Source organism: Mesobacillus sp. LC4 (assembly GCF_053543455.1).
The window spans coordinates 70,431-96,663 of the sequence record NZ_JBGCUB010000007.1; the positions used below are offsets into that span (position 1 = coordinate 70,431).

Here is a 26,233-nt window from a genome sequence, read left to right on the forward strand (position 1 = left end):
AATCGTTTATATACTTAACAATATGGTTTTAAACAGGTTAAATATGACAGTTGTTAGAAAATTAAGAAAAAATATCTAAAGTGACTTTGTTTACGGAATGTGTTAAACAGGAGTAAAATATAAAACAAGTTTTCAACTGGCTATTTAAGGTACAATAATGATATTGCAGAGCTTAAATGTACTGCTTAAGGGAAATACATATAGAACAAGATATGGAGGTTTGGATGAATGACTTCAATTAATTGGATGAAGGAAGTAGAAAAAAGAGAATCGGACTTAATTAAGGATGCTCAGGACCTGCTGAAAATCAAGAGTGTTTTGGATGAGGAAAACTCTACAGATGAGGCACCGCTTGGTGAGGGGGTAAGAGAAGCATTGGATTACATGCTGCAACTTGGTGAAAAGGATGGATTTACGGCTAAGAATGTCGGTGATCTGGCCGGTCACCTTGAATTCGGGCAAGGAGACGAAATCGTCGGTGTCCTCTGCCATGTGGATGTCGTGCCAGAAGGGGATGGCTGGACAAGTGACCCTTATGGAGCAGAAATTCGCGACGGGAAAATTTTCGCTCGAGGAGCCATCGACGATAAAGGGCCAACCATGGCGGCATATTATGCGATGAAAATCGTTAAAGAATTAGGTTTGCCACTTAATAAGCGAGTCCGAATGATCATTGGTACTGATGAGGAAAGCGACTGGCGCTGTGTAGACCATTATTTTGAACATGAGGAAATGCCGGCAATGGGCTTTGCTCCGGACGCTGACTTTCCGATCATTTACGCTGAAAAAGGGATTGCGGATTATGATATAGTTTCAAAAGCAGCCGGAATGGAAAAAGAAGATTTCGATGCGGAGGTAATCGAGTTTTCTTCTGGACGCCGCTATAATATGGTACCTGATTTTGCAAAGGTTGAACTGGTTGTTGAGCAAGGGCAAACGGATATTGTCCAGCGATTTGAGGAATTCAGAAGGAACAACGAATTAGACGGCAGAGCTGTAGTTGAAAGCGGCAAGCTGATCCTTGAACTTGAAGGTGTTTCAGCCCATGGCATGGAGCCAGACAATGGGAAAAATGCCGGCCTTTATATGGCAAGCTTCCTCTCCGAGATGAAGCTGGATGGAAGCAGTGAAAAGTACTTTCAATTCGTTGCCAAGTTCCTGGGCAAGGATTCACGCGGCAGAGCGCTTGGAGTTGCATATACCGATGATATTACCGGGGATTTGACAATCAATGTCGGGAAACTTTCCTACTCCAAGGAAAAAGGCGGCAGAGCGGGATTGAACATGCGTTATCCGGTAACGACTGACCTTGAGAAGACAAAGGGAATATTGAATCAGGTGTTAGAGGCTGAAGGGTTAGTGATCGAGAACTTCTCAAACTCCAATCCGCACCATGTCGATGAAAATGACTTCCTGATCCAGACTTTGAAAAAAGTTTATGAAGAGCAGGTTGGTGAAAAAGCAGAACTTATTTCAATAGGCGGCGGAACATATGCAAGGTCTCTGAAATCAGGTGTCGCATTTGGCCCGCTTTTCCCAGGAAGACCTGACATTGCTCACCAGAAGGATGAATATATGATTATTGAAGACCTTCTCAGAGCAACTGCGATTTATGCACAAGCAATTTATGAACTGGCTAAATAAAGAAGGGTGACCGAACAACAAGGAGGGGAAAAGGATGGAATATGTAATTGTAGACGGAGAGATTCTTGACAGGACGGCTGCCAAGGTCGACATCGAAGATAGAGGCTATCAGTTTGGCGATGGTGTATATGAAGTGATTAGGGTTTATAACGGTAAGATGTTCACTGGAAAAGAGCATTTGAACAGGCTTGTCGAAAGCGCCGGAAAAATCAGGATGGAGCTTCCATATAGCCCTGAAGAGCTTGAATCCAAAATGGAAGAGCTGATTTCGAAAAACGAACTGGACACGGGTATTGTTTATATGCAGTTTACAAGAGGAACTTCACCGCGTAATCATGTTTTCCCGGGAGGAGATGTGGTTCCAACTTTTGTCGCGTATACGCGTAAAGTGGTACGACCAGTGGAATCCATGGAAAAAGGGGCCAGATCCATCCTTGATGAAGACATCCGATGGCTTCGCTGTGACATTAAAAGCTTGAATCTGCTAGGGAATTTGCTTTCGAAACAAAAGGCAGCAGAGGCCGGCTGCTTCGAGGCAATCCTTCATCGCGGAGAAACCGTCACAGAGGGAAGCCACTCTAACATTTCAATTGTTAAAGACGGCGTGATCATCACGCATCAGGCAGACAATTTAATCCTTAATGGAATCACAAGACAAAAGGTGCTCGAGATTTGCAGCAACGAAAACATTGCATTTGAGGAGCGAGCCTATACCCTTGATGAATTGTCATCTGCTGATGAAGTCTTTTCCTCTGGCACGACCGTCGAAGTCATGCCAATCGTAGAAGTCGATGGAAAATCTGTTGGAACAGGGAATCCTGGACCCGTCACAAGGAACCTGCAAAACCTTTTTAAAGCAGAAATTGAACGCCAGTGCGGCAAACTATAAGTATAATTCTGAACCTGCAGCTGTATGCTGCAGGTTTTTTACTTTTTGAACATGGTCTTGAGGGAGGAAGTTGGCCAGAACCTTTCTTTGTTTTTTCTCAGTAGTAAATGGGTATCATAAAAATATTTAAATCATCCGGAAACCTGCTTTTTGTTCAAAGTACAACACAATACAGCAGAATACCGAACAGGGGGAACAGAAATGAAATTCACTTCTGAACAGCATATAGAATTGCATGGATTCAATAATTTGACGAAATCATTAAGTTTTAATATGTATGACATCTGTTATACGAAAACAAAAGAAGAGCGTGAAGCTTATATTGAATATATTGATGAACAGTATAGTGCCGATCGGCTGACGAAAATACTTACCAATGTATCCGACATCATTGGTGCCCATGTACTTAATGTGGCCAAGCAGGATTATGTGCCTCAGGGAGCGAGTGTGACAATCTTAGTTTCCGAAGGACCGGTCGTCGAGGTTCCTGATGAAGCGTATGATGAGTCGCCTGGACCGCTTCCGGACAATGTCGTGTTGCAGTTGGATAAAAGTCATATCACTGTTCATACGTATCCGGAATTCCATCCGGATGAAGGAATCAGTACATTCCGCGCGGATATCGATGTTTCCACTTGTGGCGAGATCACGCCGCTGAAAGCCTTGAATTACCTGATTCACTCATTCGAAACAGATGTCATGACGATTGATTATAGGGTGAGAGGCTTCACGAGGGACAAAGATGGCAACAAGCTATTCATCGATCACGACATAAGTTCCATTCAAAACTACATCCCGGAAAATGTAAAAGAACAATATGATATGGTCGATATCAATGTTTATCAGGAAAATATCTTTCATACGAAATGCAAGCTAAGAGAATTCGATTTAGATAATTATCTATTCGGGTATACGAAGGATTCGCTTTCACCAGAAGAACGAGAGGAAATCGCCGAGAGAATCCAGGCTGAAATGGAAGAAATCGTTTCCGGAGTAACGCTCCACTCAGGAACCATTTTTGATGAGGAAGACGGAGATGAAGGTGAAGTAGAAAAATAAAACAATAAAGGCATAAGAAGGGACTGCAGACGAACTGTAACGTTGAGTTTGTCTGCAGTTTTTTTGAATTCAAGGATAGATACCTTAATAGAAGTGGAACCCATTGCATAAGGGTAAGAAACTGTCCGAATGGTAACCTTATGGGGGAGAAACCGGACGCATAAGGATACGAAACCGAGCGAACGGTACCCTTCCTGCCGCATAAGGATACGAAACCGCAAGAAAGACTCCTTTCAAAAGGGTCTTCTTTTAAACAGTAAAAAACTCGCCATCAAAGGGCGAGTCTCTTAAAGTTTAGTCTTCAAACTTGAACAAATCACTTGATAGATATCTTTCGCCTGTATCGCAGGCAATGCAGATGACAACTTCATCCGGCTTGAGGTTCTTGGCGACATTGATGGCGGCGAAGCATGCGGCTCCTGATGACGGTCCTACAAGGATGCCTTCTTCTCTGGCGAGTCTACGGGCTGTTTCGTATGCGTCCTCGTCCTCAATTTTATGGATTTTTTCATAGACATCCTGATTGAGGATTTTCGGGATGAAGCCTGGACTTGTGCCGACCAGTTTGTGTTTCCCAGGCTTGCCGCCGGAAAGTACAGGCGACCCGGCAGGTTCGACGACGTGTACGGCCAATTCAGGGAACTCTTCTTTCAGCGCTTCGCCTGTTCCTGTAATTGTTCCGCCGGTTCCAGCTGTGGCTACGAAAGCGCTGAGCGGCTTTTTCAGCTCTTCCATTGCCTCTATGATTTCTCTTGCTGTTGTTTGCCTGTGAGCGTCTGGATTCGCTCCATTTTCAAACTGCATTGGCATGAAGCTGTCCGGGATTTCTTTTACTAGCTCTTCTGCTTTCTTGATTGCACCAGGCATTTTCTCATCGCCAGGTGTCAGCACGACTTCTGCTCCATATGCTTTTAACAAATTGATTCTCTCTTCTGTCATCGTGTCCGGCATGACGAGGATGGCTTTATATCCTCTCGCCGCAGCGTTCATTGCCAGGCCGATGCCAGTGTTGCCGCTTGTAGGCTCAATGATTGTTGAACCAGGTTTCAGCTTTCCTTCATTTTCTGCAGAAACAATCATGTTGAATGCAGCCCTGTCTTTTACGCTTTTGCTAGGATTGAAGTATTCAAGCTTGAGGTAGATCGATGCCCCTCCCTCAGGTGCCAGTACGTTCAATTTAACAAGAGGTGTCTCCCCGATTAATGCTGCGATATTATTAACGACTCTCATGTGATAGCCTCCTTGATCGTTGTTGCCTTGCTTTAGTATTCCAATTAAGTGAATAATTGATGATTAGCAACTGAAAAATAACTTTAGCTTCTTTTTATCATATAAAAAAAGACTATTCCTATCAACTTGAATGGATTATAAATGTTTATAAGGAATTTCTGCCAATATGACAAACCATTTGCTACAATAAATTCAAGTGGACACGAAAGGGTGTATTTCTTTGCATACGCATTATTTCTATGCTCTTGAACTTCCCGGTGAGATAAAAGAAATACTGAAGGACACAATCCACGTTTTAAAAGGGGAAATGCCTTTTAAAACATGGGTACATCCACAGGATTTACATATTACACTTGCATTCCTCGGAAATGCACCTGAAGTAAAAATAAAGGCTGCCAATGAATTGATTGGGGCAGCACTTAATAATACAACAATATTTAAACTGGAGATCAACCATTTGGGCATATTCGGCCGAAAGGATTCTCCAAGAATTTTTTGGGCAGGATTGGAAAAATCCAGCGAATTGACCGAAGTAAGAGAAGCGGTGTTTTCTTCTTGTACGACCGCTGGTTTTTCCCTGGAAACAAGGCCATTCAGTCCGCATATCACCATCGCCAGAAAGTGGCTTGGGGAGGAAGCATTTGAGGCTGGCCAGCTGGAGGCCGTCAACCCTTTTAGAAAAGAACTGGCTTTTCATGCTGAAAGGGTCGTTTTGTACAAGACTCATTTGGGGAAAAGTCCAAAATATGAACCCATCACACTATTCCCGCTTGCTAAGCAGGAATAAAAGGCAGGTACAACAATGGCACAATTAATCAAACTCCAAGACTATGTATCCCGCTATGCCCAGGACATTTACCTTTATCCCTCCAGATACGTCCGCCTGAAGAAACAGCAATGGGAGGGGATTAAGGCAAAATGGGAGAATGGTCCTGAAGAACCCATTGGGAAACTAATTGATTCACAACAGGAGGAGCAGTCAAATACGAATATCCTTCATAAACTCAAAAGCATGGTCCGCCAGCAAGAGCCTGTCAGGGAGGATGCACCACAAGAGCTCGAAGATCAGGACGATATGATGGACGACGGTAGTTTGGATTCCATCAGCAACTTAAAATCCATTGAGGAATTAAAGCAGCATTTCCTTGACGGATTGCTGCCATTCCAGCTGAAATGGGCTAGCTCGACTTTGACGGAAAGGTCATTCATTGCAAAAGAATTCGTCAACGATCCTACACTGAAATTCCTGCTGCAGCGCTTTCCCGACACCTTCCTTATTTTATATAAACCTATATTTTTACTAAAAAAAGCGCCTGTCGAGGCGGAGTTAATCATCATCACTCCAGCGGCAGCGATGTGCATTTCATTCATTGAAGCTGAAGAGGATGCAGCTTTTGTCGGCTTAAAGGATCGCTTTTGGATCAAGAAAACGAGAAATAAGGAAAAGAAAATCCTCAATCCGCTGATCGCGCTCAACCGGACGGAAAAAATCGTCAAGACCCTTTTTGACATGTACGGAGTGGATCTTCCAGTCCAAAAACTATTGATCAGCAGGAATGGGTTCATCGACTATCCCCTTCCGCCATATGGCGTACAATTCATTGAAAAACGAAATTTCGAGGAATGGTTCATGACCCTAAGAGGCATGAAATCTCCATTGAAGCATATGCAATTAAAAGCAGCGCAGGTTCTCTTGCAGTACGGCCAGACAACATCTGTCAGAAGGCTTGAGTGGGGGAACAATCCGAAGGGCCAAGAATAAAGAACCTATTAAATAGATAAAGGTTGATCATATGGAGAAGATCTATTTTATCGTCAATCCCAATGCGAAAAATGGGAGTTGCCGGGAGATTTGGAGAAACATAGAGATAGAGCTGGAAAACCTGGACATTGCGTATCTTGCTTTTTTTACTGAATATCCAGGACATGCCAAAGAGCTGGCAGAGTCACTGGCCCGGAAGGCTGCAGGTAACCCGGGAGTCATTGCGGCAGTCGGAGGGGACGGCACTCTGCATGAAGTGGTGAATGGCACGGCATCCTATCCAAACATTACGGTTAGCTTCATTCCAGGCGGTTCAGGAAACGATTTTTCAAGAGGCTTCTTCATCCCTAAAAAGTCAGCTGATGCATTACGTTTGATCATTGATAAACGGAATGGTAGTCCGGAAGAAATCGATATTGGAAAAATTCTTCACGACGAATTACAGGAAACCTATTTTATGAATAATATGGGAGTAGGCTTTGATGCTGCGGTCGCAAAGGATTCTAATGAGTCCCGGATGAAAGCGCTTCTGAACCGTGTCTCGTTGGGAAGGCTGGTCTATGTTTATATTCTCGTCAAAAAACTGCTCACATTCAGGACATTTCCAATCGAAGTGACGGTTGATGGCAAAATGTATAAATATAGCAATGCCTGGTTTGTCACAGTTTCGAACCAGCCATACTACGGAGGGGGCATGAAGATTGCTCCCGCTGCTCTCCCGGATGACGGTATTCTCGACATTACGGTCGTGCACCGGATTTCCAGACTGAAACTGCTTTTGGTTTTCATCAGTGTATTCTGGGGAAAACATACAAAGTTTCAGGAGGTAGAGCAGTTTACCGGAAAATCGATCACGATTAAATCCACTTCAAAGGTTTTAGCGCACGCAGACGGTGAAGCAATCGGACATACACCGCTGAAAGTCCAGGCATGTCCAAAAGCCTTGAACATTATATCTGGAACAAGCAATCCAGGACATACCGAGGAGTTGAAAATGAATGATTGCCATTGAAAGGGAATTTAACGCCTATCTTGATCAAATGGATGTTATTACCGTTCTGCTTCCTTATTCTTATTTTGAAGGGGACTCCAGTGAATTTCGTCTTAAAGGAGAAGGCGTTGATTTGCCATTGGCGATCCAAGAGAAGGTATTGCTGGAGGATGCAGTAAAATACATTTGCTTATGTAGTTTCAAGCCTGATTTAGGCAAAATATATACAGTTTTAGATGAGCACGGCGGTCAAACGGACCTCCAAATCGGTGCAGTCATCCGAACGGATGAATTTGATTCTTTATTTTTTTACGGTGGGAATGACCTCGGTGTCAGTTACACCCCTGAAAATACAAATTTCAAGTTATGGGCTCCGACCGCTACAAAAGTAAAACTGAGATTGTTTAAAGAAGATGCCCAAAGCCCTGAGATATTCGAGATGGACCGGGGAGATAAAGGCGTCTGGAGTATCAAGGTAGGCCGGAACCTGGAGCTTTATAGGTATTCGTTCCTCGTTTGCATCAACCTTGAATGGAGAGAAGCAGTCGATCCATATGCAACGACATTATCGGTCAATGGCGAATATGGTGTCGTCATCGATCCAGTAAAAGCGAAAGTAAACGACCATGTTGGTCCAAAATTAAGGAACCCGGTTGACGCCATCATCTATGAAGTTCATATAAGAGATCTTACGATACACCCGGGGAGCGGGGCTGTCAGGAAAGGAACTTATCTGGGCGCCGCAGAAACGGGAACACAAAGTCCAGCCGGGGTTGAAACGGGCCTTTCCTATATTAAAAATCTTGGTGTCACACATATAGAACTTCTTCCAGTCCACGATTTTGAGGGAGTAGACGAATTGGATAGGGAGCGGGACTATAATTGGGGATATAACCCTGTTCATTACAATGTCCCGGATGGAAGCTATGCGTCTGATCCGAGGGCACCTTATAACCGGATCATCGAGCTGAAGCAGTTAATTTCTGCGATACACTCCCTGGGGATGGGCGTTATTATGGACGTGGTCTATAATCATGTATACATCCGTGAGGATTCTCCTTTTGAAAAAATCGTACCAGGCTACTTTTTTCGCCATGATGCATATGGCCTTCCTTCCAATGGAACTGGTGTGGGAAACGATATTGCCTCTGAAAGGCTGATGGCGAGAAAATACATTGTTGACTCTGTCATGTACTGGCTGAACGAATATCAAGTCGATGGCTTCCGCTTTGATTTGATGGGCATTTTGGATATCGATACAATGACGGCAGTCCGGAATGCAGTGAATAGCGTGAGGTCCGATGTGTTGATCATAGGGGAAGGGTGGGACCTGAATACTCCGCTCCCGCCTGATCGGAAGGCCAATATCTCGAATCAGGCAAAACTCCCTGGAATCGGCCAGTTCAATGATTGGTTCCGCGATTGTATCAAGGGCAGTACCTTTAATATTTATGATAGAGGCTATGCTTTAGGCAATGAGCGCTATCTGGAGGCGGCGAAGCAAGTGATGGCGGGCAGCATCGGAATAGGCAAAAGGAAGAATGGATTATTCTTGCAGCCGGGACAATCCGTCAATTATATTGAATCGCATGATAACCATACATTGTGGGATAAGCTGAAAATCATTGAACCAGACAAAGATGAAGCCTTTTTAAAAAAGCAGCACAGACTTGCGACTTCAATGGTCTTGCTGGCACAGGGGATTCCCTTCCTGCACAGCGGACAGGAATTTTACAGGTCAAAAAAAGGGGTTGGCAACAGCTATCGGTCACCTGATGATATAAATTGGCTGGATTGGGACCTGCGTGATGCCAATTTAGATAATGTGCAATACATCAAGGGACTCATCGATATTCGCAAATCAAATGAGGCATTTCGCCTACAGGATAACGAACAGATCCGAAGGCATATGGAATTCTTGCCAGTGCCAGCTCCGCTAGTGTGCTATTCGCTGAAGGAAATAAATCCAAAAGGGGATTGGGAAAAAATATTGGTGTTTTTTAACCCTTCGCCGGATCAACAGCTTGTTCAACTGATCGAAGAGGGGAGATGGAATGTCCTGGCTGACCATGAAAAAGCTTCAGCCCAGCCATTTCGCCATATAGAGGGAGATAAGCTCCTGCTTGAGCCATGCTCTTTGTTTGTGGTGGCAAAATAGGAAGTGAACTGTGCCGGGAACCTTGGTTGTTCAATCGATGACACTGAACGGTTGTAAGATTATTTCTGGAGTACTTTTTCGCAATATTAATTTAGACATGATGGGGTTGACGTAGTAAGCATCTAGGAGATAAAATTTATAAGATAGCTATTGTGTGTGTTTTACTATCAATAGCTGTCTTTTTATTTCCGATAATAAAGACAACAGTGATTATAAAATCCATTTCCGGTTTTTAGCATAAGGGAAATAGTGATAAATGAAGGTGACTAACTTTGGAACATTTATTTGGACAGGATTGGGAGATCGTTCCTGCAGGCGGTGCAACCGGTGCCGCTTATTTTGCACAGCATGAAGAACAAAGGCTGTTTCTAAAACGTAATTCATCCCCTTTTCTTGCTGTGCTCTCCGCAGAAGGAATTGTACCCAAGCTTGTTTGGACAAAAAGGTTAGAAAACGGAGATGTCATTACGGCGCAGCAATGGATGAACGGACGAGAGCTGAAGCCCGGGGATATGAACAAAGACCGTGTGGCCAAGCTATTGAAAAAAATCCATGCGTCAGAACCACTTCTTGGGATGCTTACCAGACTGGGGAAAAGCCCGCTGAAACCTGAGATGTTCCTTCACGCCCTGAACGAGGAATTGGATGAGGAGCTTCGTACAAAGCAGGCTGTCATAGATTCAATGGAGTTTTTAAATGCAAACGTTGGCGATATTGATGTTGACGAAAAAGTTGTCTGCCATTGTGATGTGAATCATAACAACTGGCTGCTTACTGAAGACAACCAGTTGTATTTAATCGACTGGGATGGCGCGATGATCGCCGACCCTGCCATTGACCTTGGACTTCTCTTGTATTCCTATATACCAGTAGAAGAATGGGAGGACTGGCTGGAGAAATACGGCATCATCCTGACCGAAAATCTCAAGCTGCGCATGAAATGGTATGCACTTGCACAGTCACTTTCAGCGATTCAATGGCATAAAAACCAGAATCGCATTCCAGAGATGGAAAAATGGATTGATTTTCTAAAAGCACTTATTTAATTAATATCATGAAAACTGACCGATATCATCGACCCATTGGGTTAACTGACCCCGGTTTGTCTGGATGTGCTGTTCCAGGTCAGAGGCATTTACACCGTTCTGGCTATACTGGTAAACATCCTGCAGAATCGATTTGATGTTGCCGTCGACATTTGTGTTGACCATCAACGACTTAATGAGGCGCTCCAATTGCTGATACTCCGCAACCGAACCGCAGCAGTCAGTCTGCTGGTTGCTTAATATATCCTTTAATAAATTTACCTGGTCATGGTGGCTTAAAGGCACAATGATCACCCTTTCTTTTAAAAGGAATTCACCTATAGATTGTGGATTCCTTTTTGTGTTTATGCAGCACCGATAAATTTCACCTTGAAAACATATGGTTTGCATGATATTGTTTGAAACGAATGAAAATAGTACAGAGGTGTCGGTATGAGACTAAGAAACAAGCCTTGGGCTAAAGATAAATTACTTCAGTATTCGAATTTTGTGATTCATGAACCTGAACAGCACCGTGGGAATTGGGGAAAAGTGTTTGAAAAAGATCAGCCCCTCCACATTGAGATTGGTACGGGAAAAGGGCAGTTCATCACGGGAATGGCCAAAGCCAATCCGGACATTAACTATATTGGCATCGAACTGCAGGAAAGTGTCATCGTCAGTGCACTGGACAAGCTGATTGAAGTAGATTTGCCAAACTGCAAGCTGATGAACGTTAATGGAGCAGAGCTTGCCAAGTACTTTGAGAGCGGAGATGTCAGCCGTGTTTATTTGAACTTCTCTGATCCATGGCCAAAAACTCGCCATGAAAAGAGAAGATTGACTTTCAAATCATTCCTTGAAGTATATGAATCCATACTTGTGAAAAATGGAGAAATCCACTTCAAGACAGATAACCAGGGATTATTCGAGTACTCCCTAGTCAGCTTCTCACATTACGGAATGAAGCTGAACTATGTCAGCCTCGACCTTCACAACAGTGATTATGAAGGCAATATCATGACCGAATACGAAGAGAAATTCTCCTCACGCGGCAGCCGCATTTACCGCTGTGAAGTCCAATTCCTTTCTGAATAATGAAGATGAACAAACCGGCCGATTTTTTTGCATCGACCGGTTTTTTAATTGGAAAAAAAGAGCGAGAATTTCCAGTTCGCCAATAAATAGGTGAATATCGCCAATAAAAAGATTTTTTCGCCAATAAAAATTTTATTATCGCCAATAAAAATAAAATTTCGCCAATAAAATTGTGAACTCCGCCAATAAAATTGATTGATAATAAAGGTATGACCATATTTTTCGCTAATCGATCACATTAGAAGCTGAATTATTTAAAAATTTCAAACACGAGTGGTACAATCAAGTAAAAAAGGGGGCTGAAAGATGGAAAAGCTGGAACTTCGGAATGTAAAACTGCAGTGGCTGAATGGCGGGGTCACTCATCTTGATGGCGGCGCGATGTTCGGGGTTGTTCCGAAACCGTTATGGTCGCGAAAATATGCTGTGAATGACAAAAATCAGATTGAACTGCGTACAGATCCAATCTTAATCCAGGCTGAGGGAATGAATTTCCTTGTTGAAAGCGGCATGGGGAATGGAAAATTGAATGAAAAGCAAAAACGCAACTTTGGAGTCCTTGAGGAATCTAGCCTGGAGTCAGAGCTGGAAAAGCTGGGCTTGAAGCCTGAAGATATCGATTACATATTGATGACTCATATGCATTTTGACCATGCCTGCGGGTTAACGAAGGATTTTAAAGGAGAATTTGTCTCCGTTTTTCCGAATGCGAAGATCATTACTTCCCAGGTCGAGTGGGATGAAATGCGCAATCCGAATATTCGGTCCAAGAGTACATACTGGAAAGAAAATTGGCAAGGTATAGAACATCAGGTCGCGACTTTTGAGAAGGAATGGTCTTTTGGTCCGATCAGAATGATCCATACCGGTGGCCATAGTGATGGACATTCCATCCTGGTCATTGAAGATGAAGACATAACAATTGTCCATATGGCTGATATCATGCCTACTCATGCCCATCAAAATCCGCTTTGGGTGATGGCGTATGACGATTACCCAATGAATTCGATTTTTGCAAAAGAGAAATGGCTTGAGTTTGGAATCAGCAAGGACTCCTGGTTCACTTTTTACCATGATGCAGTTTATCGTGCAGTAAAGTTTGATCGGGATGGGAAAATAACACAGACAATGGAACGAAAAAAATAGACCTGCGCTAAGCAGGTCTGAATTTCAACTGATGTTAATTTAGCGGATAGGCATCGAGAATGGCTCCTGTGGCTGCATCCGCGATAAATTCATATTGCTCCACCTTGCCGTCGACATTGCGGGAAATCCCACCTTTATATACCTGGTAATCAACCGGTGGTTTTGAATAAGGTTCAGCAGTCATATTAATCCATGAGCCACTGATTGGCCCTGATTTTTTAAACGCTGCCTTCGCTTGATTCAGTACTTTATCAGCTGAAACGGTTTCTTTTTGTGACGCAAGTTCCTTTACAGCATACGCACCAGCCAGTCCGGCGCCAACGCCAATGAAAAAGGCTTTCCAGTTCATAGTCAAGGACCTCCAAGATTATATATGGAATTTCATGTTAACTTCATCATAACAAATCACACAGGTGGAGCAAAGGAATAATGCCCGCAAAAAATGCGTATGACAGGATTAAGACTGGCAAGCATAATGAATGTTCTGTAAAATGGAATGTATAAATACATAATCTTTAGTAAAACTAAATTTTTCATGAGAAGGAGAAGTTATATGAACGAGCAAACATTGAGTCTGTTTAAAACACTGACAGAATTACCAGGAGCCCCAGGCAACGAGCATGCAGTCCGCAAATTCATGCGCGAGCAATTGGAACAGTATTCTGACGAGCTGATCCAGGATAAACTGGGCAGTGTGTTCGGCGTTAAAAAAGGGGATCCAAACGGTCCGAAAATCATGGTTGCCGGCCATATGGATGAAGTTGGCTTCATGGTTACATCCATTACGAAAAACGGGATGATCAGATTCCAGACTCTTGGCGGCTGGTGGAGCCAAGTCTTGCTGGCACAGCGCGTGCAAATCATGACGAACAATGGACCGGTAACAGGTGTAATCGGCTCGATTCCGCCTCATCTGCTGGATGAGTCAAAGCGCAATAAGCCGATGGAAATCAAGAACATGCTGATTGATATTGGTGCAGATGATAAGGAAGATGCCATCAAGATCGGCATCAAACCAGGCCAGCAAATCGTGCCAATCTGTCCGTTCACTCCAATGGCAAATGAAAAGAAAATCCTTGCTAAAGCATGGGATAACCGATATGGCTGCGGACTGGCAATCGAGCTGTTGAAAGAAACGAAGGATATTCAGCTGCCAAACATGCTGTACTCAGGCGCTACAGTCCAGGAAGAGGTCGGCTTAAGAGGAGCACAGACAGCGGCTAACATGATCGACCCAGACATCTTCTTCGCAATGGATGCAAGCCCGGCTAATGATATGTCAGGTGATAAGAACGAGTTCGGCCAGCTAGGGAAGGGAACTCTGTTAAGGATTCTTGACCGTTCAATGGTCACGCACAGGGGCATGAGAGAGTTCATCCTCGATATGGCGGAAACTCATGATATTCCATACCAGTACTTCGTTTCCCAGGGCGGAACGGATGCAGGAAGAGTTCATACATCCAATCAGGGAGTTCCGAGTGCTGTAATCGGCATCTGCTCACGCTACATCCATACAGCAGCTTCCATGATCCACGTCGATGACTATGCGGCTGCCAAGGAACTTCTTGTCAAGCTTGTAAAAGCAGCAGATAAAACAACTGTTGATACAATCAAGCAAAATAGCTAATCAAGATTGAAATGAGGGGCAGGTGTAAACTGCTCCTTTTTCATGGAATGAAAGGTGGCAAAAATTATGAGAATAGCGGTAGGTTCAAAGAATCCGGCTAAAATCAATGCAGTGAAGGCTGCGTTCCTGGGCGATCCATACGAAATCGTTCCTGTTGATGCTGAATCAGGTGTCAGCGACCAACCGATGTCTGATGATGAAACAATAAAAGGGGCAGTCAACAGGGCAATACAAGCAGCAGAACTCGGGGAGGCAGACATTGGTGTTGGCCTCGAGGGTGGCGTCCATCAAACTCCGTACGGATTGATGCTATGCAATTGGGGAGCTCTTGCTGTCAAAGGGATGGAGCCAATCATTGCCGGAGGCGCAAGGATTCCACTCCCAGACGAGATCGCCAGACAGCTATTGACGGGAGCCGAGTTGGGACCAGTAATGGACGACTACGCCAAAAAACAAAATGTCCGCAAAAACGAAGGTGCAGTCGGTATTTTCACGAATGGACAAATCAACAGAAGTGAAATGTTCACACATGTAATGAAACTGCTGGCCGGACAATATGAGTATCAAATAGGACAAGGTAAAAAGACAGTCTAATCGGCTGTCTTTTTGCTTGACTACTTTTATGCATTCAGACTCTCAGAAAAAGGCCTAAATGCGTATTGGCGCCCTAAAACTCCAGATAATGGAAAAACAGGTCACCAATAAGAGGTATCGGCGCCCTAAAACTCCAGATAATGGGAAAACAGGTCACCAATAAGGGGTATTGGCGCTCTAAAACTCCAGATAGTGGAAAAACAGGTCACCAATAAGGGGTATTGGCGCTCTAAAACTCCAGATAATGGGAAAACAGGTCACCAATAAGGGGGATTGGCGCTCTAAAACTCCAGATAGTGGAAAAACAGGTCACCAATGAAAACAATATTGGAAAATAAACCTCTGACAAATTTTACGAAATTATCCTAAAAACAAAATTTCTCGACAAATTTCTGAAAAATGTCTTAATTTCCAACAAAAAATGCTTGCGAAGCCTTGTCACCCATTAAATAAGAAAGGTATGATAGAAAGGGAGTGGTTAAGTCCTTAGCAAGGGGGAAAAAAGTATGATAAAGTTCAGAAGGGCATTTGGGCTTGTTATTGCAGGAGTATTCCTGCTGAGCGCTTGTTCTGCCTCGTTTTCCGAACAGAAGGCTGAAATAAAAGAGGAAGTAAGTACTAACTTTGAAAGCCAACCAGAAAAAACAAACACTAGTTCAAAAGATATAGAGTATTACTTGCCATCGGGTGTCGATGTAGAAAAAGAAACGCCTAATAATGTACTGCTCAAAAACGAATCAAAAACATATATTCTTTTTTATAATCAGCATGAAAGTGAAGACAGTAAAGTCGTTTATGAGTCTACTGTGAACCAGCAGAAGGAATGGGATGCTAACGAGACTTTCAGTAAAGATGGTAAATTCGGCTATATGCTAGTTAAGCAGCTGAAAGAAGACCAATATCAGCTGATCGTCGGAATTGGCGGAGTCAAGTTGACTACCGAAACGGAGAATGTTAAAGAAGACGCAGAAGCTATGATGGAAATCGCCAACTCTGTTAAAATTAAGTGACGCCATCCAATATGATGGCGTTTTTTTATACCAGTTTAAGATCTTTCCCATGATCTTGTTTCCTTGTCCAGCAATAAGCTAAAGCTGTTTTAGCATTGATTGTTGCTTTTTGTACACTAATTGAATTATAAAAGCTGTCGGGGTCCTTTTCGCAGGAGACTTCAGAATACAGAGTGCTCTCATACTCGCCGGTTTTTACTCTTATTTAAGAAAGCATGAAAGAGCCATCCAATCAGATTAGTTTCTTTTTTAACAGCGCATGGGTAAAATAAGTGTAGTAAAATGAGATTTTCCCAGGAGGATTCGTGATGAAAAACTTAGAATCAATGGAACAGTTTGAGGCGTTGAAAAACGATGGTAAACATATATTCTTATTTACGGCTGGCTGGTGCCCGGATTGCCGTGTGATCGAACCGGTGCTGCCTGAAATCGAAAGCAAATACAGTGATTACGGATTTGTATCTGTTGACCGTGATGATTTTATCGATCTTTGCATACAGCTTGATGTTTTCGGCATCCCTAGCTTTGTCGCTTTTGAAAATGGCAAAGAGCTTGGCCGTTTTGTCAGCAAGAACAGAAAGACACAGACTGAAATCGAAAACTTCATTGAAGGTCTTGCTTAAATCTTTCCCTCCATCTTTTGAGGTGGAGGGAAATTTCATGTAAAATGAGTGGCAGAAACTCCTGAAGAAATGGAGGGGAGCAGTATGGATAGCAGAAAAATGCGAAAAGAGCTGGAGAATCGCCTTCAACATCCCGACCGTACTTTTTCCTACGACCGGGAAAAGGACCAGCTGAGAATTGAAAATAAGAATACTGGCCGCGGCATCACCATCGCCTTACCTGGTATTGTTGCCAAATGGCAGGATCAAAAGGAAAAAGCGATTGATGAGGTAGTCTATTATGTGTCAGAGGGCCTGAATGCAATGGATAGCCAGCTCGAGTTGTCAGGAAAGGAAAAAAATATCTTTCCTGTCATCCGTGCGACGTCATTTCCATCCGAAGCTGAGGAAGGGGTCCCTTTCCTTTACGATGATCATACAGCGGAAACAAGGATCTACTATGCTTTGGATTTAGGCACAACATACAGGCTGATTGATTCAAAGCTATTGAAAAAAGAAGGATGGTCAGCTGACCAGGTTCGCGAAACAGCTTTGTTCAATGTCCGTTCACTCTCCGTCAAACTGAAAGAGGACCGTGTGGCCGAGAACACTTTTTATTTCCTTAATTCAAATGACGGTTATGATGCGAGCAGAATTTTGAATACGAGCTTCTTGAATGAAATGAAGAAAAGAATGAAGGGAACCATGGCTGTGGCCGTACCGCATCAAGATGTCTTGATCATCGCCGATGTGGAAAATAACACTGGTTATGATATTTTGGCACAGATGACAATGAGCTTTTTTGCGAGTGGGAGAGTGCCAATCACGGCCCTGAGCTTCCTATATGAAGATGGAGAACTGGAACCAATCTTTATTTTAGGAAAAACAAAAAAGGAATAGCAAGGAATGAAGCGAAAGCCCGGAATTATCGGGCTTTTTCCTTTTTGTCCATCTGATGCCATGTTTTGTAAAAAACTGAGCCTAAAGTTGATTGTTCCAATAAATTTCTTCTCGTAAAAAATGCTCATTCTTTCAATTTATCTCGAAAAATATGGATTTACTGTTAAAATAATAATGAAATGCGAAAGAAAGAGTGATTTAAATTGAGTTGGATTAAAAGAATTTTTACTATGTTCCAAAACGATAATGATGATGAAATTACTGATATCGACCGTGAGAAGCCTGCTTCAAAGCCCATAATTAGAGAGCAGAATGAAAAAAAGAATGTAGAAGCAAAAGTTTTATACCAATATCCAAAAGGGCAGTTTCGTTTCCCTCTGATTCCGGATGAGAAAACCACTCCTGAAAAAACAAAGCCAAAAAAAGGGCGACAGGAAAAAGCCAGCCAAGTTGATGAAATCAAACCTTTCATTAAAGAGCAAGGCTCGTTGAGAATGACGAAATTTGAAAATGATCTACTTCAAGATCCACACGGGAATTCTGTTGTGGATGCTAGAACCACATTCAAACGTGAACCTGACAGGAAGACTAATGAAGTATCCAGGACCAAAAAGGCCAAGGAACCTTCACCGAAATTCCATTACGAACCAAGGAAGGACAACGGACCTAAATTCAGGCAGCCCTTCAAGCCAACAGAAATCCCGTCACCGATTTATGCATTTAACAGGCCTCCTAGAAAAAGCCAGACTCAAACGGATCTGGAGGATGTTGAATATGAACTGACTGGTTTCGAAAGAAGTCAGGCCAGTATGGTGGAACAATCGATTCAAACCAATAGAGCTCCTGCTGTAGAGGAACAGCCTGAATCAACTCAAGTGCATAATGAGGAACTGATGCAAGAATTATACATAGAAGATGATCTTGCTGAAACACTAGATCCAGAATCCAGTGACATTATGGAGGCTCAGCTAGAACAGGCGGAATTGGAAACTGAGGCACTTGAAATGATCCTCAATGATCGTTCTGAGCTAATTAGTGAAGAGTCTCAAATGGAAACACAGACTGATGCCAAACATCGTCTCGAAGTATCAGAAGAGAACGACTTCGAACAAACCGAAGTACATCGAACAATAGATTTCGAACAAACCGAAGTACATGGAACGATAGACGTCGAACAAACCGAAGTACATGGAACGATAGACTTCCAAACCGAGGAAAGTTCTGAAACAAATGAATCAGAACAAAGTGATTTCCTACAAACTGAAGAAGTGCATGAACCGACAGACTTCCCACTAACCGAAGAAAGTTCAGGAACATCGGCACATCTAGAAAAAGCAAGAGAGCTAAGTGCCCTGTCTTCAAATGTGGATTCTCAAGAAAACCAGGAAATAGAAGTTTCATATGAGGAGCCACAAATAGAACAAAGTCTTGACGCTGAACCAATAGAGGCTAAACCTGCAGAACCTAAAAGGCAGCTTCCATTTAATGTTCTCATGCTTAAGCAGGACAAGAGGAAATGGGAAGCGCGCAATATGTCTAAATATCCCTCCTTTATGACGGAGGAAAGAAAGACGGGTGCTTCTGAACAGTCAGAAAGGGATCAGCAATCTGATGTTGATCAGATTTCAGTTATTGATCAGATTCATTCATCTTCAGACGAAAATCCATCAGATGTTCAGCTTATTCAGCAGGAAGAGCCGTCAACGGCTTATTCATCTGCTGCAGCAGCGCCAGTGAAATCTCAAATCGAACCGGCAGAAAACCGTTCACATACCCAAGATGAGCCTGTGCAGACAGAAGTTCATCCAGCTGCGGTATACGATTTCCCTCCGCTGGAATTGCTGAGTCCTCCTGTATTCAAGGCACCGGATCCTGAATGGCTTTCAGAGCAGGAGCAGATGCTGAATGATACGCTAAGGAATTTCAACGTAGGCGCAAGGGTGGTCAATGTGACACAGGGGCCGTCCGTTACCCGCTTCGAGGTGCAGCCGGAGCCTGGAGTGAAAGTAAATAAAATTACTAATCTATCAGATGATATTAAACTAAGCCTGGCGGCGAAGGATATCCGGATCGAGGCACCAATTCCCGGAAAGCATACCATCGGGATCGAAGTGCCGAACCATTCGAGCAGGCCGGTATTATTAAGTGAAATTTTACAATCGGCAGATTTCATGGATCTTGAATCTCCATTATCGGTGGCTCTGGGACTTGATATCGCCGGAAATCCAATTGTGACTGACCTGAAAAAGATGCCACATGGATTGATTGCCGGTGCCACTGGCTCGGGAAAAAGTGTCTGCATCAATACGATGCTTGTCAGCTTGCTTTATAAAGCACATCCAGATGAGGTGAAGCTGTTGCTAATCGACCCGAAAATGGTTGAATTGGCACCATATAACCGCATTCCGCACCTTGTCAGCCCAGTCATCACAGATGTAAAAGCAGCGACAGCCTCGCTGAAGTGGGCAGTTGAGGAAATGGAAAGACGTTATGAATTGTTCGCTCATACAGGTGTTCGTGATATAGGCAGGTTCAATGAACTTGCTGAGAAGCACCGCAGATTTTCTGAAAAGCTTCCATACATCGTCATTGTGATTGACGAGCTTGCGGATCTGATGATGATGGCACCAGGTGATGTAGAAGAGGCTATTTGCCGGATCGCTCAAAAAGCACGTGCATGTGGCATCCACTTGATCATTGCAACACAGCGTCCATCCGTTGATGTTATAACTGGTCTGATCAAAGCGAATGTTCCTACAAGAATTGCGTTCTCTGTTTCCTCACAGGTGGATTCCAGGACGATCATTGATATCAGCGGGGCAGAAAAGCTTCTTGGCCGTGGGGATATGCTGTTCCTGGAAAATGGGTCATCAAAGCCATTCCGTCTGCAGGGAACCTACGTGACGGACAATGAGATCGATGCCATTGTTGCCTTTGTAAGGGAGCAGCGAGCTCCGCAATACTTGTTTGAACAGGATGAACTGCTGAAGAAAGCTCAGGTGACGGAAGACGAAGATGAACTTTTCTATGAAGCCTGTGAATTTGTCATTGATCAGGGCGGCGCTTCTACTTCAAGCGTCCAGCGCCGTTTTAAAATCGGCTATAACCGCGCGGCGAGACTGATTGAAATGATGGAGCAACAAGGGTTCATTTCTGAAGGAAAGGGAAGCAAGCCAAGGGATGTCCTTATCACTGCTGCTGACCTTGAGGCCTTCCAGGAAACTAGTGCATTCAATTAATAAGTGGTATTCTTTATTTGCATGTACTTATAATAAGGAAAAATGACTATAGATGTTGGGTTGTTATTGAAGGAGCTTTTTGGATGAAAGAAATAGAATTGAAAATGCAGGGGAAAATCAGCCGCCTGACCAATCATACATTTAAATTTGATGAAAGGATCCGGGATGGCTGGTTTTCAGCCGTGTATTTTCTTAAGACGCGGGAGCTTGTGAAGAAATACCATGAAGACAATGTCATCACCATGCAGTTCTTCCAGAAGGACGAAGCTGTTTTGTGCGGCACAGATGAAGTGATCGCCCTGGTAAAAACATTTGCGGATCGCCCCGAGGAACTAGAGATCCATTCACTTAAGGATGGAGATAAAATTTCTCCATTTGAAACGGTCTTGACCATTACTGGCCCTTACCAGAGTTTTGGCTATCTTGAGGGAATTATCGATGGCATTCTGGCAAGAAGGACTTCTGTCTCGACGAATGTTTATAATGTCGTCAAAGCAGCCAGTTTTTCAGGTCAGCAAAAGCCGGTCATCTTCATGGGAGACCGTGACGATCATTATACTACACAGGCTGGTGATGGATATGCTGCCTATATTGGCGGCGCTACTGCCCAGGCCACACATGCGATGAATGAATGGTGGGGCAAGCAAGGTATGGGGACGATGCCGCACGCCTTGATCCAAATGTTCAATGGTGATATCGTCGCAGCAACCCGGGCTTACCACGAAACCTTTCCAAATGATGATTTGATCGCTCTTGTTGATTATAATAATGATGCCATTACTGACTCCTTGAAGGTGGCAAGAGAATTTGGCGCAAAGTTGAAGGGTGTCAGGGTAGACACATCCCGTACACTGATCGACCAGTATTTCCTGCGCAACCAGCACTTGCTCGGAACATTCGATCCTCGCGGTGTGAATGCAGAATTAATTTTCGCGCTAAGAAAAGCACTGGATGACGAAGGTTTTGACCATGTTAAAATTGTTGTCAGCGGCGGCTTCAGTGAAAAAAGGATTCTCGAGTTCGAAAAGCATAATGTGCCAGTCGACATGTATGGGGTAGGCGGCAGTCTGTTAAAATTACAGATAGGCTTTACTGGTGATAATGTCATGTTGAACGGAAAACACCAGGCAAAGTCTGGCAGAAAGTTCAGGCCGAATCCACGACTTGAAAGAGTTGAGATTTAACAAGTTTGAAAGTTACTGACTAAGGGAATAAGTAATTTTATTCATGATTGCGGTATTAAGGTAGAGCATGACCATATTTGGAAGATCCTGCGGAAAAAAGCTGAACCTTTTGGAAGCAGCATCGATGAAACTGTGTTATTTACCGTAATGATGTTATAATGATTCAATACATGAAAGACAGATACAAATTTTTATTGAATTTGCTCTGTTTGATACAGTGAATAGGCGAAATGAGCAAATCAGGATATCTGTCATATACTGTGTTACATACAGACGTTGTTGGAGGTTCTTTATATGACTATTTACCATTTTGTAGGTATAAAGGGGTCTGGAATGAGTGCGTTAGCTCAAGTTCTCCATGATATGGATTATCAGGTACAGGGCTCCGATTATGATAAGCACTTTTTTACCCAGGTAGCCCTTGAGAAATCTGGAATAAAGATCCTTCCGTTTAACAAGGAAAATATACAGCCTGGAATGACGATCATTGCAGGCAATGCCTATCCGGATACTCATGAGGAGATCCAGGAGGCAATGAAGCATGGCCTTCCGATCATCAGGTACCACCGATTCCTGGGTGATTTCATGCAAAACTTTACGAGTGTTGCGATTACAGGGGCTCATGGAAAAACTTCGACTACGGGATTGCTCGCGCATGTGATGAGGGGCGCTAAGCCTACATCCTTCCTGATTGGCGATGGAACTGGAAAAGGTGACAGAGATGCTCAATACTTTGTGTTTGAAGCTTGTGAGTATCGCCGTCATTTCCTTTCTTACTTCCCGGATTACGCCATCATGACGAATATCGATTTTGACCACCCGGATTACTTTGCCAATATTGAGGATGTTTTCTCTGCATTCCAGGAGATGTCATGGCAAGTCAAAAAGGGGATTTTCGCATGCGGTGACGATGAGCAGCTGCAAAAAATCCAGGCCAAGGTACCGGTCGTATTTTATGGCTTTGGCGAAGAAAATGATTTCCAAGCTCGCAATATCGTCAAGTCAACTGAGGGCACTACGTTCGACGTTTTTGTGCGGAATACATTCTATGATACATTCTCGATTCCGGCTTATGGGGACCATAATGTCCTGAATTCACTGGCTGTCATCGCTTTATGCCATTATGAAAACATCGAATCAAAAGTGATCCAGGCCCAGCTTGAAACATTCGAAGGCGTGAAAAGGAGATTTTCTGAAAAGAAAATTGCCGAGCAGGTCATCATTGATGATTACGCGCATCATCCTACAGAAATCAAAGTAACAATTGAAGCGGCAAAGCAGAAGTATCCTGATCGAGAAATCGTCGCGGTCTTCCAGCCGCACACATTCACCAGGACTCAGGCCTTCCTGAATGAGTTTGCGGAAAGCTTGAATAAGGCTGATAAGGTGTATTTGTGCGAAATCTTCGGTTCAGCCCGTGAAATTCATGGGAAACTATCGATTACCGATTTAAAAGAAAAGATCGACGACGCTGAAATCATCGCTGAGGAAGATACATCACGTCTGAAAGAGCATGACAATGGCGTCATCCTGTTCATGGGCGCTGGTGATATCCAGAAGTTCCAGGAAGCATATGAAAAGCAATTGCAAGCTTAAAACAAAGAAGGATGCGGCCAAATGGTCCGCATCCTTTTGTATGTCTTATTTAAGATTCTCTGGGTTCAATCCTTCTAGTTCAGCAATGACAAAACGTCCATCTTTACGAATCAGTACGTCATCGAAATAGATCTCACCTCCGCCGTATTCAGGGCGCTGTATGTTGACCATATCCCAGTGGATATTTGAATGGTTGCCATTGAAAGCATCGTCATAACATTGACCAGGTGTAAAATGGAAGCTTCCATCGATTTTTTCATCGAACAGGATGTCCTGCATTGGATGGAGGATATAAGGATTCACGCCAATCGCAAATTCTCCGACAAAACGAGCTCCTTCATCTGTATCGAAAATCTTGTTGATGCGCTCAGAATCATTTGCAGAAGCTTCAACGATTTTTCCATCCTTGAAAGTCAGCTTCACATTTTCAAAAGTGAATCCCTGATATGGAGACGGCGTATTGTAGGTAATGACGCCATTGACTGAATCACGGACAGGGGCAGTGTAAACTTCGCCATCAGGAATATTTAGCTCGCCGGCACATTTCACAGCCGGGATATCTTTGATGGAGAAAGTCAAATCAGTTCCTGGTCCGGTGATCCGTACCTTATCTGTGCGGTTCATCAAGTCTGCCAGGCTGTCCATTGCCTTGTCCATTTTTCCATAATCAAGGTTGCAAACATCGAAGTAGAAATCTTCGAAGGCTTCAGTACTCATCTTCGCCAGCTGTGCCATTGCAGAGTTAGGGTAACGAAGGACAACCCATTTTGTTTTTGGAACACGAATACCCCTGTGGACTTTTTTGCCGATCGTGTTGCCGTGGATTTTCATTTTGTCAGCCGGAACATCCGCGTGTTCATTGATGTTATCTCCAGATCGAAGGCCTATGTATGCATCCATTTTGCTCATCACATTTGCTTCGAACTCAGCAATCATCTCGAATTGCTCCTCCTGGGCACCCATGAGCAATGAACGATCCACCTGGTGATCCTTCAAGGACACAAATGGATAGCCGCCAGCTTCGTATGCTTCTTTCACTAGAGCCGTAACAAGCTCACGCTGAAGCCCAAAGTTCTCAATCAGTACCTTTTCCCCTTTTTGAAGCTTGACCGAGTAATTGATCAGATTCTTTGCCAATTTTTGAATACGAGGGTCTTTCATCAAAATCACTCCTATGTATAAAAATAAAACACATAACCATATTGTAACCGAAACGGTAATGTTTGTACCCATTTCCTTTCAGGAGATTGAGGATAATCAATTTAGTTTAGCTGCTAAAAGATTTGAACGATTGCCGGTTGACGCCCAGGAATAGAAGTAAATAGAAAAATAGGTCATCAATAAATTCTATATTTGCTGGATTCTTAATTTGTAGAAAGATATTCTTATTCAGGAAGGAAAAGGGTATGCTTATATTGAAATACATATTAGACAAGGTGGTTTATGTCGCTTACTGCGGGGTAAAATGTACATATGCTAACGGAGGTGTTCAACAGTGGAAATTATTTTGTATTTAAGTGTTGCTGTTATAGCAATCGCATTTTTAGTTTTGGTAGTGTCGTTGTCCAAAACTCTTAAATCCTTACAAACAACTTTAGACAGTGTATCAGGCACACTTGATGGCCTTGAGAAACAGTTGGATGGAGTGACTCGTGAAACGACGGAGCTTCTGCACAAAACAAACAATTTGGCAGACGATATTTCCAGAAAATCTGAGAGCTTGAACGGTGTGGTTAATGCTGTGAGGGATATAGGGAATTCTGTTCAGAGATTCAATCAATCTATTCATAATGTCCAAACAATGGTGGATCTTCAGATTGACAAGAATAAGGACAAGATTTCACAGGTTGTTCAGTGGAGCAACGTATTCCTAGAGTTGAAGGATAAGTGGCAATCAAAAAAAACAGCCAAGATTGACCATCAGCTAGAGGGCGAAGAGATGGTTACCAGGCAGCGTGAACGTGTTCGGTATTAATGAAAGGTGGAGATAAAATGAACAGAGAACAAAGCCAGTATGATGTTAATGGATCAATGAGGGAGACAAACAGCAATTCCAAGGACTTTGTAGCTGGAGCCATTGTTGGCGGACTTGCAGGGGCATTAGCGGCACTATTGCTTGCTCCTAAATCAGGAAAAGAGTTAAGAGGCTCTCTTAATGAGCAAACCTCTACACTCAAGAACAAGAGTGTGGATCTTGCTTCTGTAGCCAAAGAGAAAGCAAGCGGCTTAAAAGACACTGTATCCCAACAGTCTTCAACCATTGTCAACAAAGTGAAGGACATGAAGAACAAGAGCGAAAATACTTCAGAGAATTCAAATGGCGAGGAAGTTCTTGAAGAAGTACCTACTTCAATGGCAGAGACAAGCTCTATGGAAAACACGCATACTGCCACTGGGGAAGAAATTCAAAAGAAGCTTGAAGAAACACAAAAAGCTTTCGATGATACTGAAAGCAAGCTGAATCAGTAAAATTGTCAAT

Annotated in this window: 24 protein-coding genes; 20 read left to right on the forward strand and 4 right to left on the reverse strand. The window is 43.3% G+C overall.

What is annotated here, in order from left to right; genetic code table 11:
* The first annotated feature begins 228 nt into the window (after positions 1 to 228).
* From pepV to speD, 3 genes are all read left to right on the forward strand, one after another.
* On the forward strand, positions 229 to 1,644 hold the full coding sequence (gene pepV, locus AB5I83_RS19425; protein ID WP_448977757.1) for a dipeptidase PepV: 1,416 nt from the start codon (positions 229 to 231) through the stop codon (positions 1,642 to 1,644).
* A 34-nt stretch (positions 1,645 to 1,678) separates the two neighbouring features.
* Positions 1,679 to 2,533 carry a D-amino-acid transaminase gene (gene dat / locus AB5I83_RS19430; protein WP_448977759.1) on the forward strand — a complete coding sequence of 285 codons (855 nt, stop codon included), beginning with the start codon at positions 1,679 to 1,681 and terminating at the stop codon, positions 2,531 to 2,533.
* A gap of 201 nt (positions 2,534 to 2,734) precedes the next feature.
* Entirely contained in the window at positions 2,735 to 3,592 is an 858-nt protein-coding gene (gene speD / locus AB5I83_RS19435; protein WP_448977761.1) for an adenosylmethionine decarboxylase, read from the forward strand.
* 294 nt (positions 3,593 to 3,886) lie between these two features.
* Here the strand turns inward: speD and cysK are convergent, their stop codons facing one another.
* Positions 3,887 to 4,822, reverse strand: coding sequence for a cysteine synthase A (gene cysK / locus AB5I83_RS19440; RefSeq protein ID WP_448977763.1), 936 nt, complete (start codon positions 4,820 to 4,822; stop codon positions 3,887 to 3,889).
* Between the two features lie 220 nt (positions 4,823 to 5,042).
* Here cysK and thpR point away from each other — a divergent pair, with 220 nt between their 5' ends.
* The 5 genes from thpR to AB5I83_RS19465 all read left to right on the forward strand — a co-directional run bounded on the left by thpR (position 5,043) and on the right by AB5I83_RS19465 (position 10,779).
* Positions 5,043 to 5,609 carry an RNA 2',3'-cyclic phosphodiesterase gene (thpR, locus tag AB5I83_RS19445; RefSeq protein ID WP_448977765.1) on the forward strand — a complete coding sequence of 189 codons (567 nt, stop codon included), beginning with the start codon at positions 5,043 to 5,045 and terminating at the stop codon, positions 5,607 to 5,609.
* A gap of 15 nt (positions 5,610 to 5,624) precedes the next feature.
* Positions 5,625 to 6,584, forward strand: a complete 960-nt coding sequence (locus AB5I83_RS19450; protein WP_448977767.1) for an NERD domain-containing protein — start codon at positions 5,625 to 5,627, stop codon at positions 6,582 to 6,584.
* Between the two features lie 31 nt (positions 6,585 to 6,615).
* Entirely contained in the window at positions 6,616 to 7,596 is a 981-nt protein-coding gene (locus AB5I83_RS19455; protein WP_448977769.1) for a diacylglycerol/lipid kinase family protein, read from the forward strand.
* Positions 7,583 to 9,733, forward strand: coding sequence for a type I pullulanase (gene pulA / locus AB5I83_RS19460; RefSeq protein ID WP_448977771.1), 2,151 nt, complete (start codon positions 7,583 to 7,585; stop codon positions 9,731 to 9,733). Before AB5I83_RS19455 ends, pulA begins: the two co-directional genes overlap by 14 nt.
* 272 nt (positions 9,734 to 10,005) lie before the next feature.
* Positions 10,006 to 10,779 carry a phosphotransferase gene (locus AB5I83_RS19465; protein ID WP_448977772.1) on the forward strand — a complete coding sequence of 258 codons (774 nt, stop codon included), beginning with the start codon at positions 10,006 to 10,008 and terminating at the stop codon, positions 10,777 to 10,779.
* 6 nt (positions 10,780 to 10,785) lie between these two features.
* On the opposite strand, the gene AB5I83_RS19470 is transcribed toward AB5I83_RS19465, so the two are convergent.
* On the reverse strand, positions 10,786 to 11,064 hold the full coding sequence (locus AB5I83_RS19470; RefSeq protein WP_192472506.1) for a YtzH-like family protein: 279 nt from the start codon (positions 11,062 to 11,064) through the stop codon (positions 10,786 to 10,788).
* A 147-nt stretch (positions 11,065 to 11,211) separates the two neighbouring features.
* Between AB5I83_RS19470 and trmB the strand changes: the two genes are divergently transcribed.
* Together trmB and AB5I83_RS19480 are read left to right on the forward strand one after the other, a co-directional pair.
* Positions 11,212 to 11,856, forward strand: coding sequence for a tRNA (guanosine(46)-N7)-methyltransferase TrmB (trmB, locus tag AB5I83_RS19475; protein WP_448977774.1), 645 nt, complete (start codon positions 11,212 to 11,214; stop codon positions 11,854 to 11,856).
* A gap of 306 nt (positions 11,857 to 12,162) precedes the next feature.
* A complete protein-coding gene (locus tag AB5I83_RS19480) occupies positions 12,163 to 13,002 on the forward strand; it encodes a YtnP family quorum-quenching lactonase (RefSeq protein ID WP_448977776.1) in 840 nt (279 codons plus the stop codon).
* A 34-nt stretch (positions 13,003 to 13,036) separates the two neighbouring features.
* On the opposite strand, the gene AB5I83_RS19485 is transcribed toward AB5I83_RS19480, so the two are convergent.
* Complete coding sequence (locus AB5I83_RS19485; protein WP_448977778.1) at positions 13,037 to 13,351, reverse strand: PepSY domain-containing protein; 315 nt, start codon at positions 13,349 to 13,351, stop codon at positions 13,037 to 13,039.
* 204 nt (positions 13,352 to 13,555) lie between these two features.
* Between AB5I83_RS19485 and AB5I83_RS19490 the strand changes: the two genes are divergently transcribed.
* The 8 genes from AB5I83_RS19490 (at position 13,556) to murC (ending at position 23,754) form a co-directional block, all read left to right on the forward strand.
* Positions 13,556 to 14,629 (forward strand): M42 family metallopeptidase, encoded by a 1,074-nt coding sequence (locus tag AB5I83_RS19490; RefSeq protein WP_448977780.1) that lies wholly within the window; start codon positions 13,556 to 13,558, stop codon positions 14,627 to 14,629.
* Positions 14,630 to 14,695: 66 nt separating this feature from the next.
* On the forward strand, positions 14,696 to 15,223 hold the full coding sequence (locus AB5I83_RS19495) for a DUF84 family protein (protein ID WP_448977782.1): 528 nt from the start codon (positions 14,696 to 14,698) through the stop codon (positions 15,221 to 15,223).
* A 506-nt stretch (positions 15,224 to 15,729) separates the two neighbouring features.
* Positions 15,730 to 16,233: a hypothetical protein gene (locus tag AB5I83_RS19500; protein ID WP_448977784.1), complete on the forward strand. Its 504-nt coding sequence runs from the start codon at positions 15,730 to 15,732 to the stop codon at positions 16,231 to 16,233.
* A gap of 308 nt (positions 16,234 to 16,541) precedes the next feature.
* Entirely contained in the window at positions 16,542 to 16,856 is a 315-nt protein-coding gene (locus AB5I83_RS19505) for a thioredoxin family protein (protein ID WP_448977785.1), read from the forward strand.
* 84 nt (positions 16,857 to 16,940) lie between these two features.
* A complete protein-coding gene (locus tag AB5I83_RS19510; protein ID WP_448977786.1) occupies positions 16,941 to 17,735 on the forward strand; it encodes a DUF1444 domain-containing protein in 795 nt (264 codons plus the stop codon).
* A gap of 203 nt (positions 17,736 to 17,938) precedes the next feature.
* Positions 17,939 to 20,974 (forward strand): DNA translocase FtsK, encoded by a 3,036-nt coding sequence (locus tag AB5I83_RS19515; RefSeq protein ID WP_448977788.1) that lies wholly within the window; start codon positions 17,939 to 17,941, stop codon positions 20,972 to 20,974.
* A gap of 83 nt (positions 20,975 to 21,057) precedes the next feature.
* Positions 21,058 to 22,158, forward strand: coding sequence for a nicotinate phosphoribosyltransferase (locus AB5I83_RS19520; protein WP_448977790.1), 1,101 nt, complete (start codon positions 21,058 to 21,060; stop codon positions 22,156 to 22,158).
* 294 nt (positions 22,159 to 22,452) lie between these two features.
* Entirely contained in the window at positions 22,453 to 23,754 is a 1,302-nt protein-coding gene (gene murC, locus AB5I83_RS19525) for a UDP-N-acetylmuramate--L-alanine ligase (RefSeq protein ID WP_448977792.1), read from the forward strand.
* A 45-nt stretch (positions 23,755 to 23,799) separates the two neighbouring features.
* On the opposite strand, the gene AB5I83_RS19530 is transcribed toward murC, so the two are convergent.
* Positions 23,800 to 24,915 carry an aminopeptidase gene (locus AB5I83_RS19530; RefSeq protein ID WP_448977794.1) on the reverse strand — a complete coding sequence of 372 codons (1,116 nt, stop codon included), beginning with the start codon at positions 24,913 to 24,915 and terminating at the stop codon, positions 23,800 to 23,802.
* A 334-nt stretch (positions 24,916 to 25,249) separates the two neighbouring features.
* On the opposite strand from AB5I83_RS19530, the gene AB5I83_RS19535 reads away from it, so the two are divergent.
* Positions 25,250 to 25,729, forward strand: a complete 480-nt coding sequence (locus AB5I83_RS19535; RefSeq protein WP_448977796.1) for a DUF948 domain-containing protein — start codon at positions 25,250 to 25,252, stop codon at positions 25,727 to 25,729.
* A 17-nt stretch (positions 25,730 to 25,746) separates the two neighbouring features.
* Entirely contained in the window at positions 25,747 to 26,223 is a 477-nt protein-coding gene (locus tag AB5I83_RS19540; protein WP_448977798.1) for a YtxH domain-containing protein, read from the forward strand.
* Positions 26,224 to 26,233 lie beyond the last annotated feature (10 nt).

What these genes read in the sequence shown, in the direction of transcription:
- AB5I83_RS19485 (WP_448977778.1), bottom strand. Translation starts at nt 13,351, where the DNA reads ATGAACTGGAAAGCCTTTTTCATTGGCGTTGGCGCCGGACTGGCTGGT.
- AB5I83_RS19505 (WP_448977785.1), top strand. Translation starts at nt 16,542, where the DNA reads ATGAAAAACTTAGAATCAATGGAACAGTTTGAGGCGTTGAAAAACGAT.
- speD (WP_448977761.1), top strand. Translation starts at nt 2,735, where the DNA reads ATGAAATTCACTTCTGAACAGCATATAGAATTGCATGGATTCAATAAT.
- cysK (WP_448977763.1), bottom strand. Translation starts at nt 4,822, where the DNA reads ATGAGAGTCGTTAATAATATCGCAGCATTAATCGGGGAGACACCTCTT.
- AB5I83_RS19500 (WP_448977784.1), top strand. Translation starts at nt 15,730, where the DNA reads ATGATAAAGTTCAGAAGGGCATTTGGGCTTGTTATTGCAGGAGTATTC.
- AB5I83_RS19530 (WP_448977794.1), bottom strand. Translation starts at nt 24,915, where the DNA reads ATGAAAGACCCTCGTATTCAAAAATTGGCAAAGAATCTGATCAATTAC.
- pulA (WP_448977771.1), top strand. Translation starts at nt 7,583, where the DNA reads ATGATTGCCATTGAAAGGGAATTTAACGCCTATCTTGATCAAATGGAT.
- AB5I83_RS19450 (WP_448977767.1), top strand. Translation starts at nt 5,625, where the DNA reads ATGGCACAATTAATCAAACTCCAAGACTATGTATCCCGCTATGCCCAG.
- pepV (WP_448977757.1), top strand. Translation starts at nt 229, where the DNA reads ATGACTTCAATTAATTGGATGAAGGAAGTAGAAAAAAGAGAATCGGAC.
- AB5I83_RS19480 (WP_448977776.1), top strand. Translation starts at nt 12,163, where the DNA reads ATGGAAAAGCTGGAACTTCGGAATGTAAAACTGCAGTGGCTGAATGGC.
- AB5I83_RS19540 (WP_448977798.1), top strand. Translation starts at nt 25,747, where the DNA reads ATGAACAGAGAACAAAGCCAGTATGATGTTAATGGATCAATGAGGGAG.
- AB5I83_RS19510 (WP_448977786.1), top strand. Translation starts at nt 16,941, where the DNA reads ATGGATAGCAGAAAAATGCGAAAAGAGCTGGAGAATCGCCTTCAACAT.
- dat (WP_448977759.1), top strand. Translation starts at nt 1,679, where the DNA reads ATGGAATATGTAATTGTAGACGGAGAGATTCTTGACAGGACGGCTGCC.
- AB5I83_RS19520 (WP_448977790.1), top strand. Translation starts at nt 21,058, where the DNA reads ATGAAAGAAATAGAATTGAAAATGCAGGGGAAAATCAGCCGCCTGACC.
- AB5I83_RS19495 (WP_448977782.1), top strand. Translation starts at nt 14,696, where the DNA reads ATGAGAATAGCGGTAGGTTCAAAGAATCCGGCTAAAATCAATGCAGTG.
- AB5I83_RS19455 (WP_448977769.1), top strand. Translation starts at nt 6,616, where the DNA reads ATGGAGAAGATCTATTTTATCGTCAATCCCAATGCGAAAAATGGGAGT.
- murC (WP_448977792.1), top strand. Translation starts at nt 22,453, where the DNA reads ATGACTATTTACCATTTTGTAGGTATAAAGGGGTCTGGAATGAGTGCG.
- AB5I83_RS19490 (WP_448977780.1), top strand. Translation starts at nt 13,556, where the DNA reads ATGAACGAGCAAACATTGAGTCTGTTTAAAACACTGACAGAATTACCA.
- trmB (WP_448977774.1), top strand. Translation starts at nt 11,212, where the DNA reads ATGAGACTAAGAAACAAGCCTTGGGCTAAAGATAAATTACTTCAGTAT.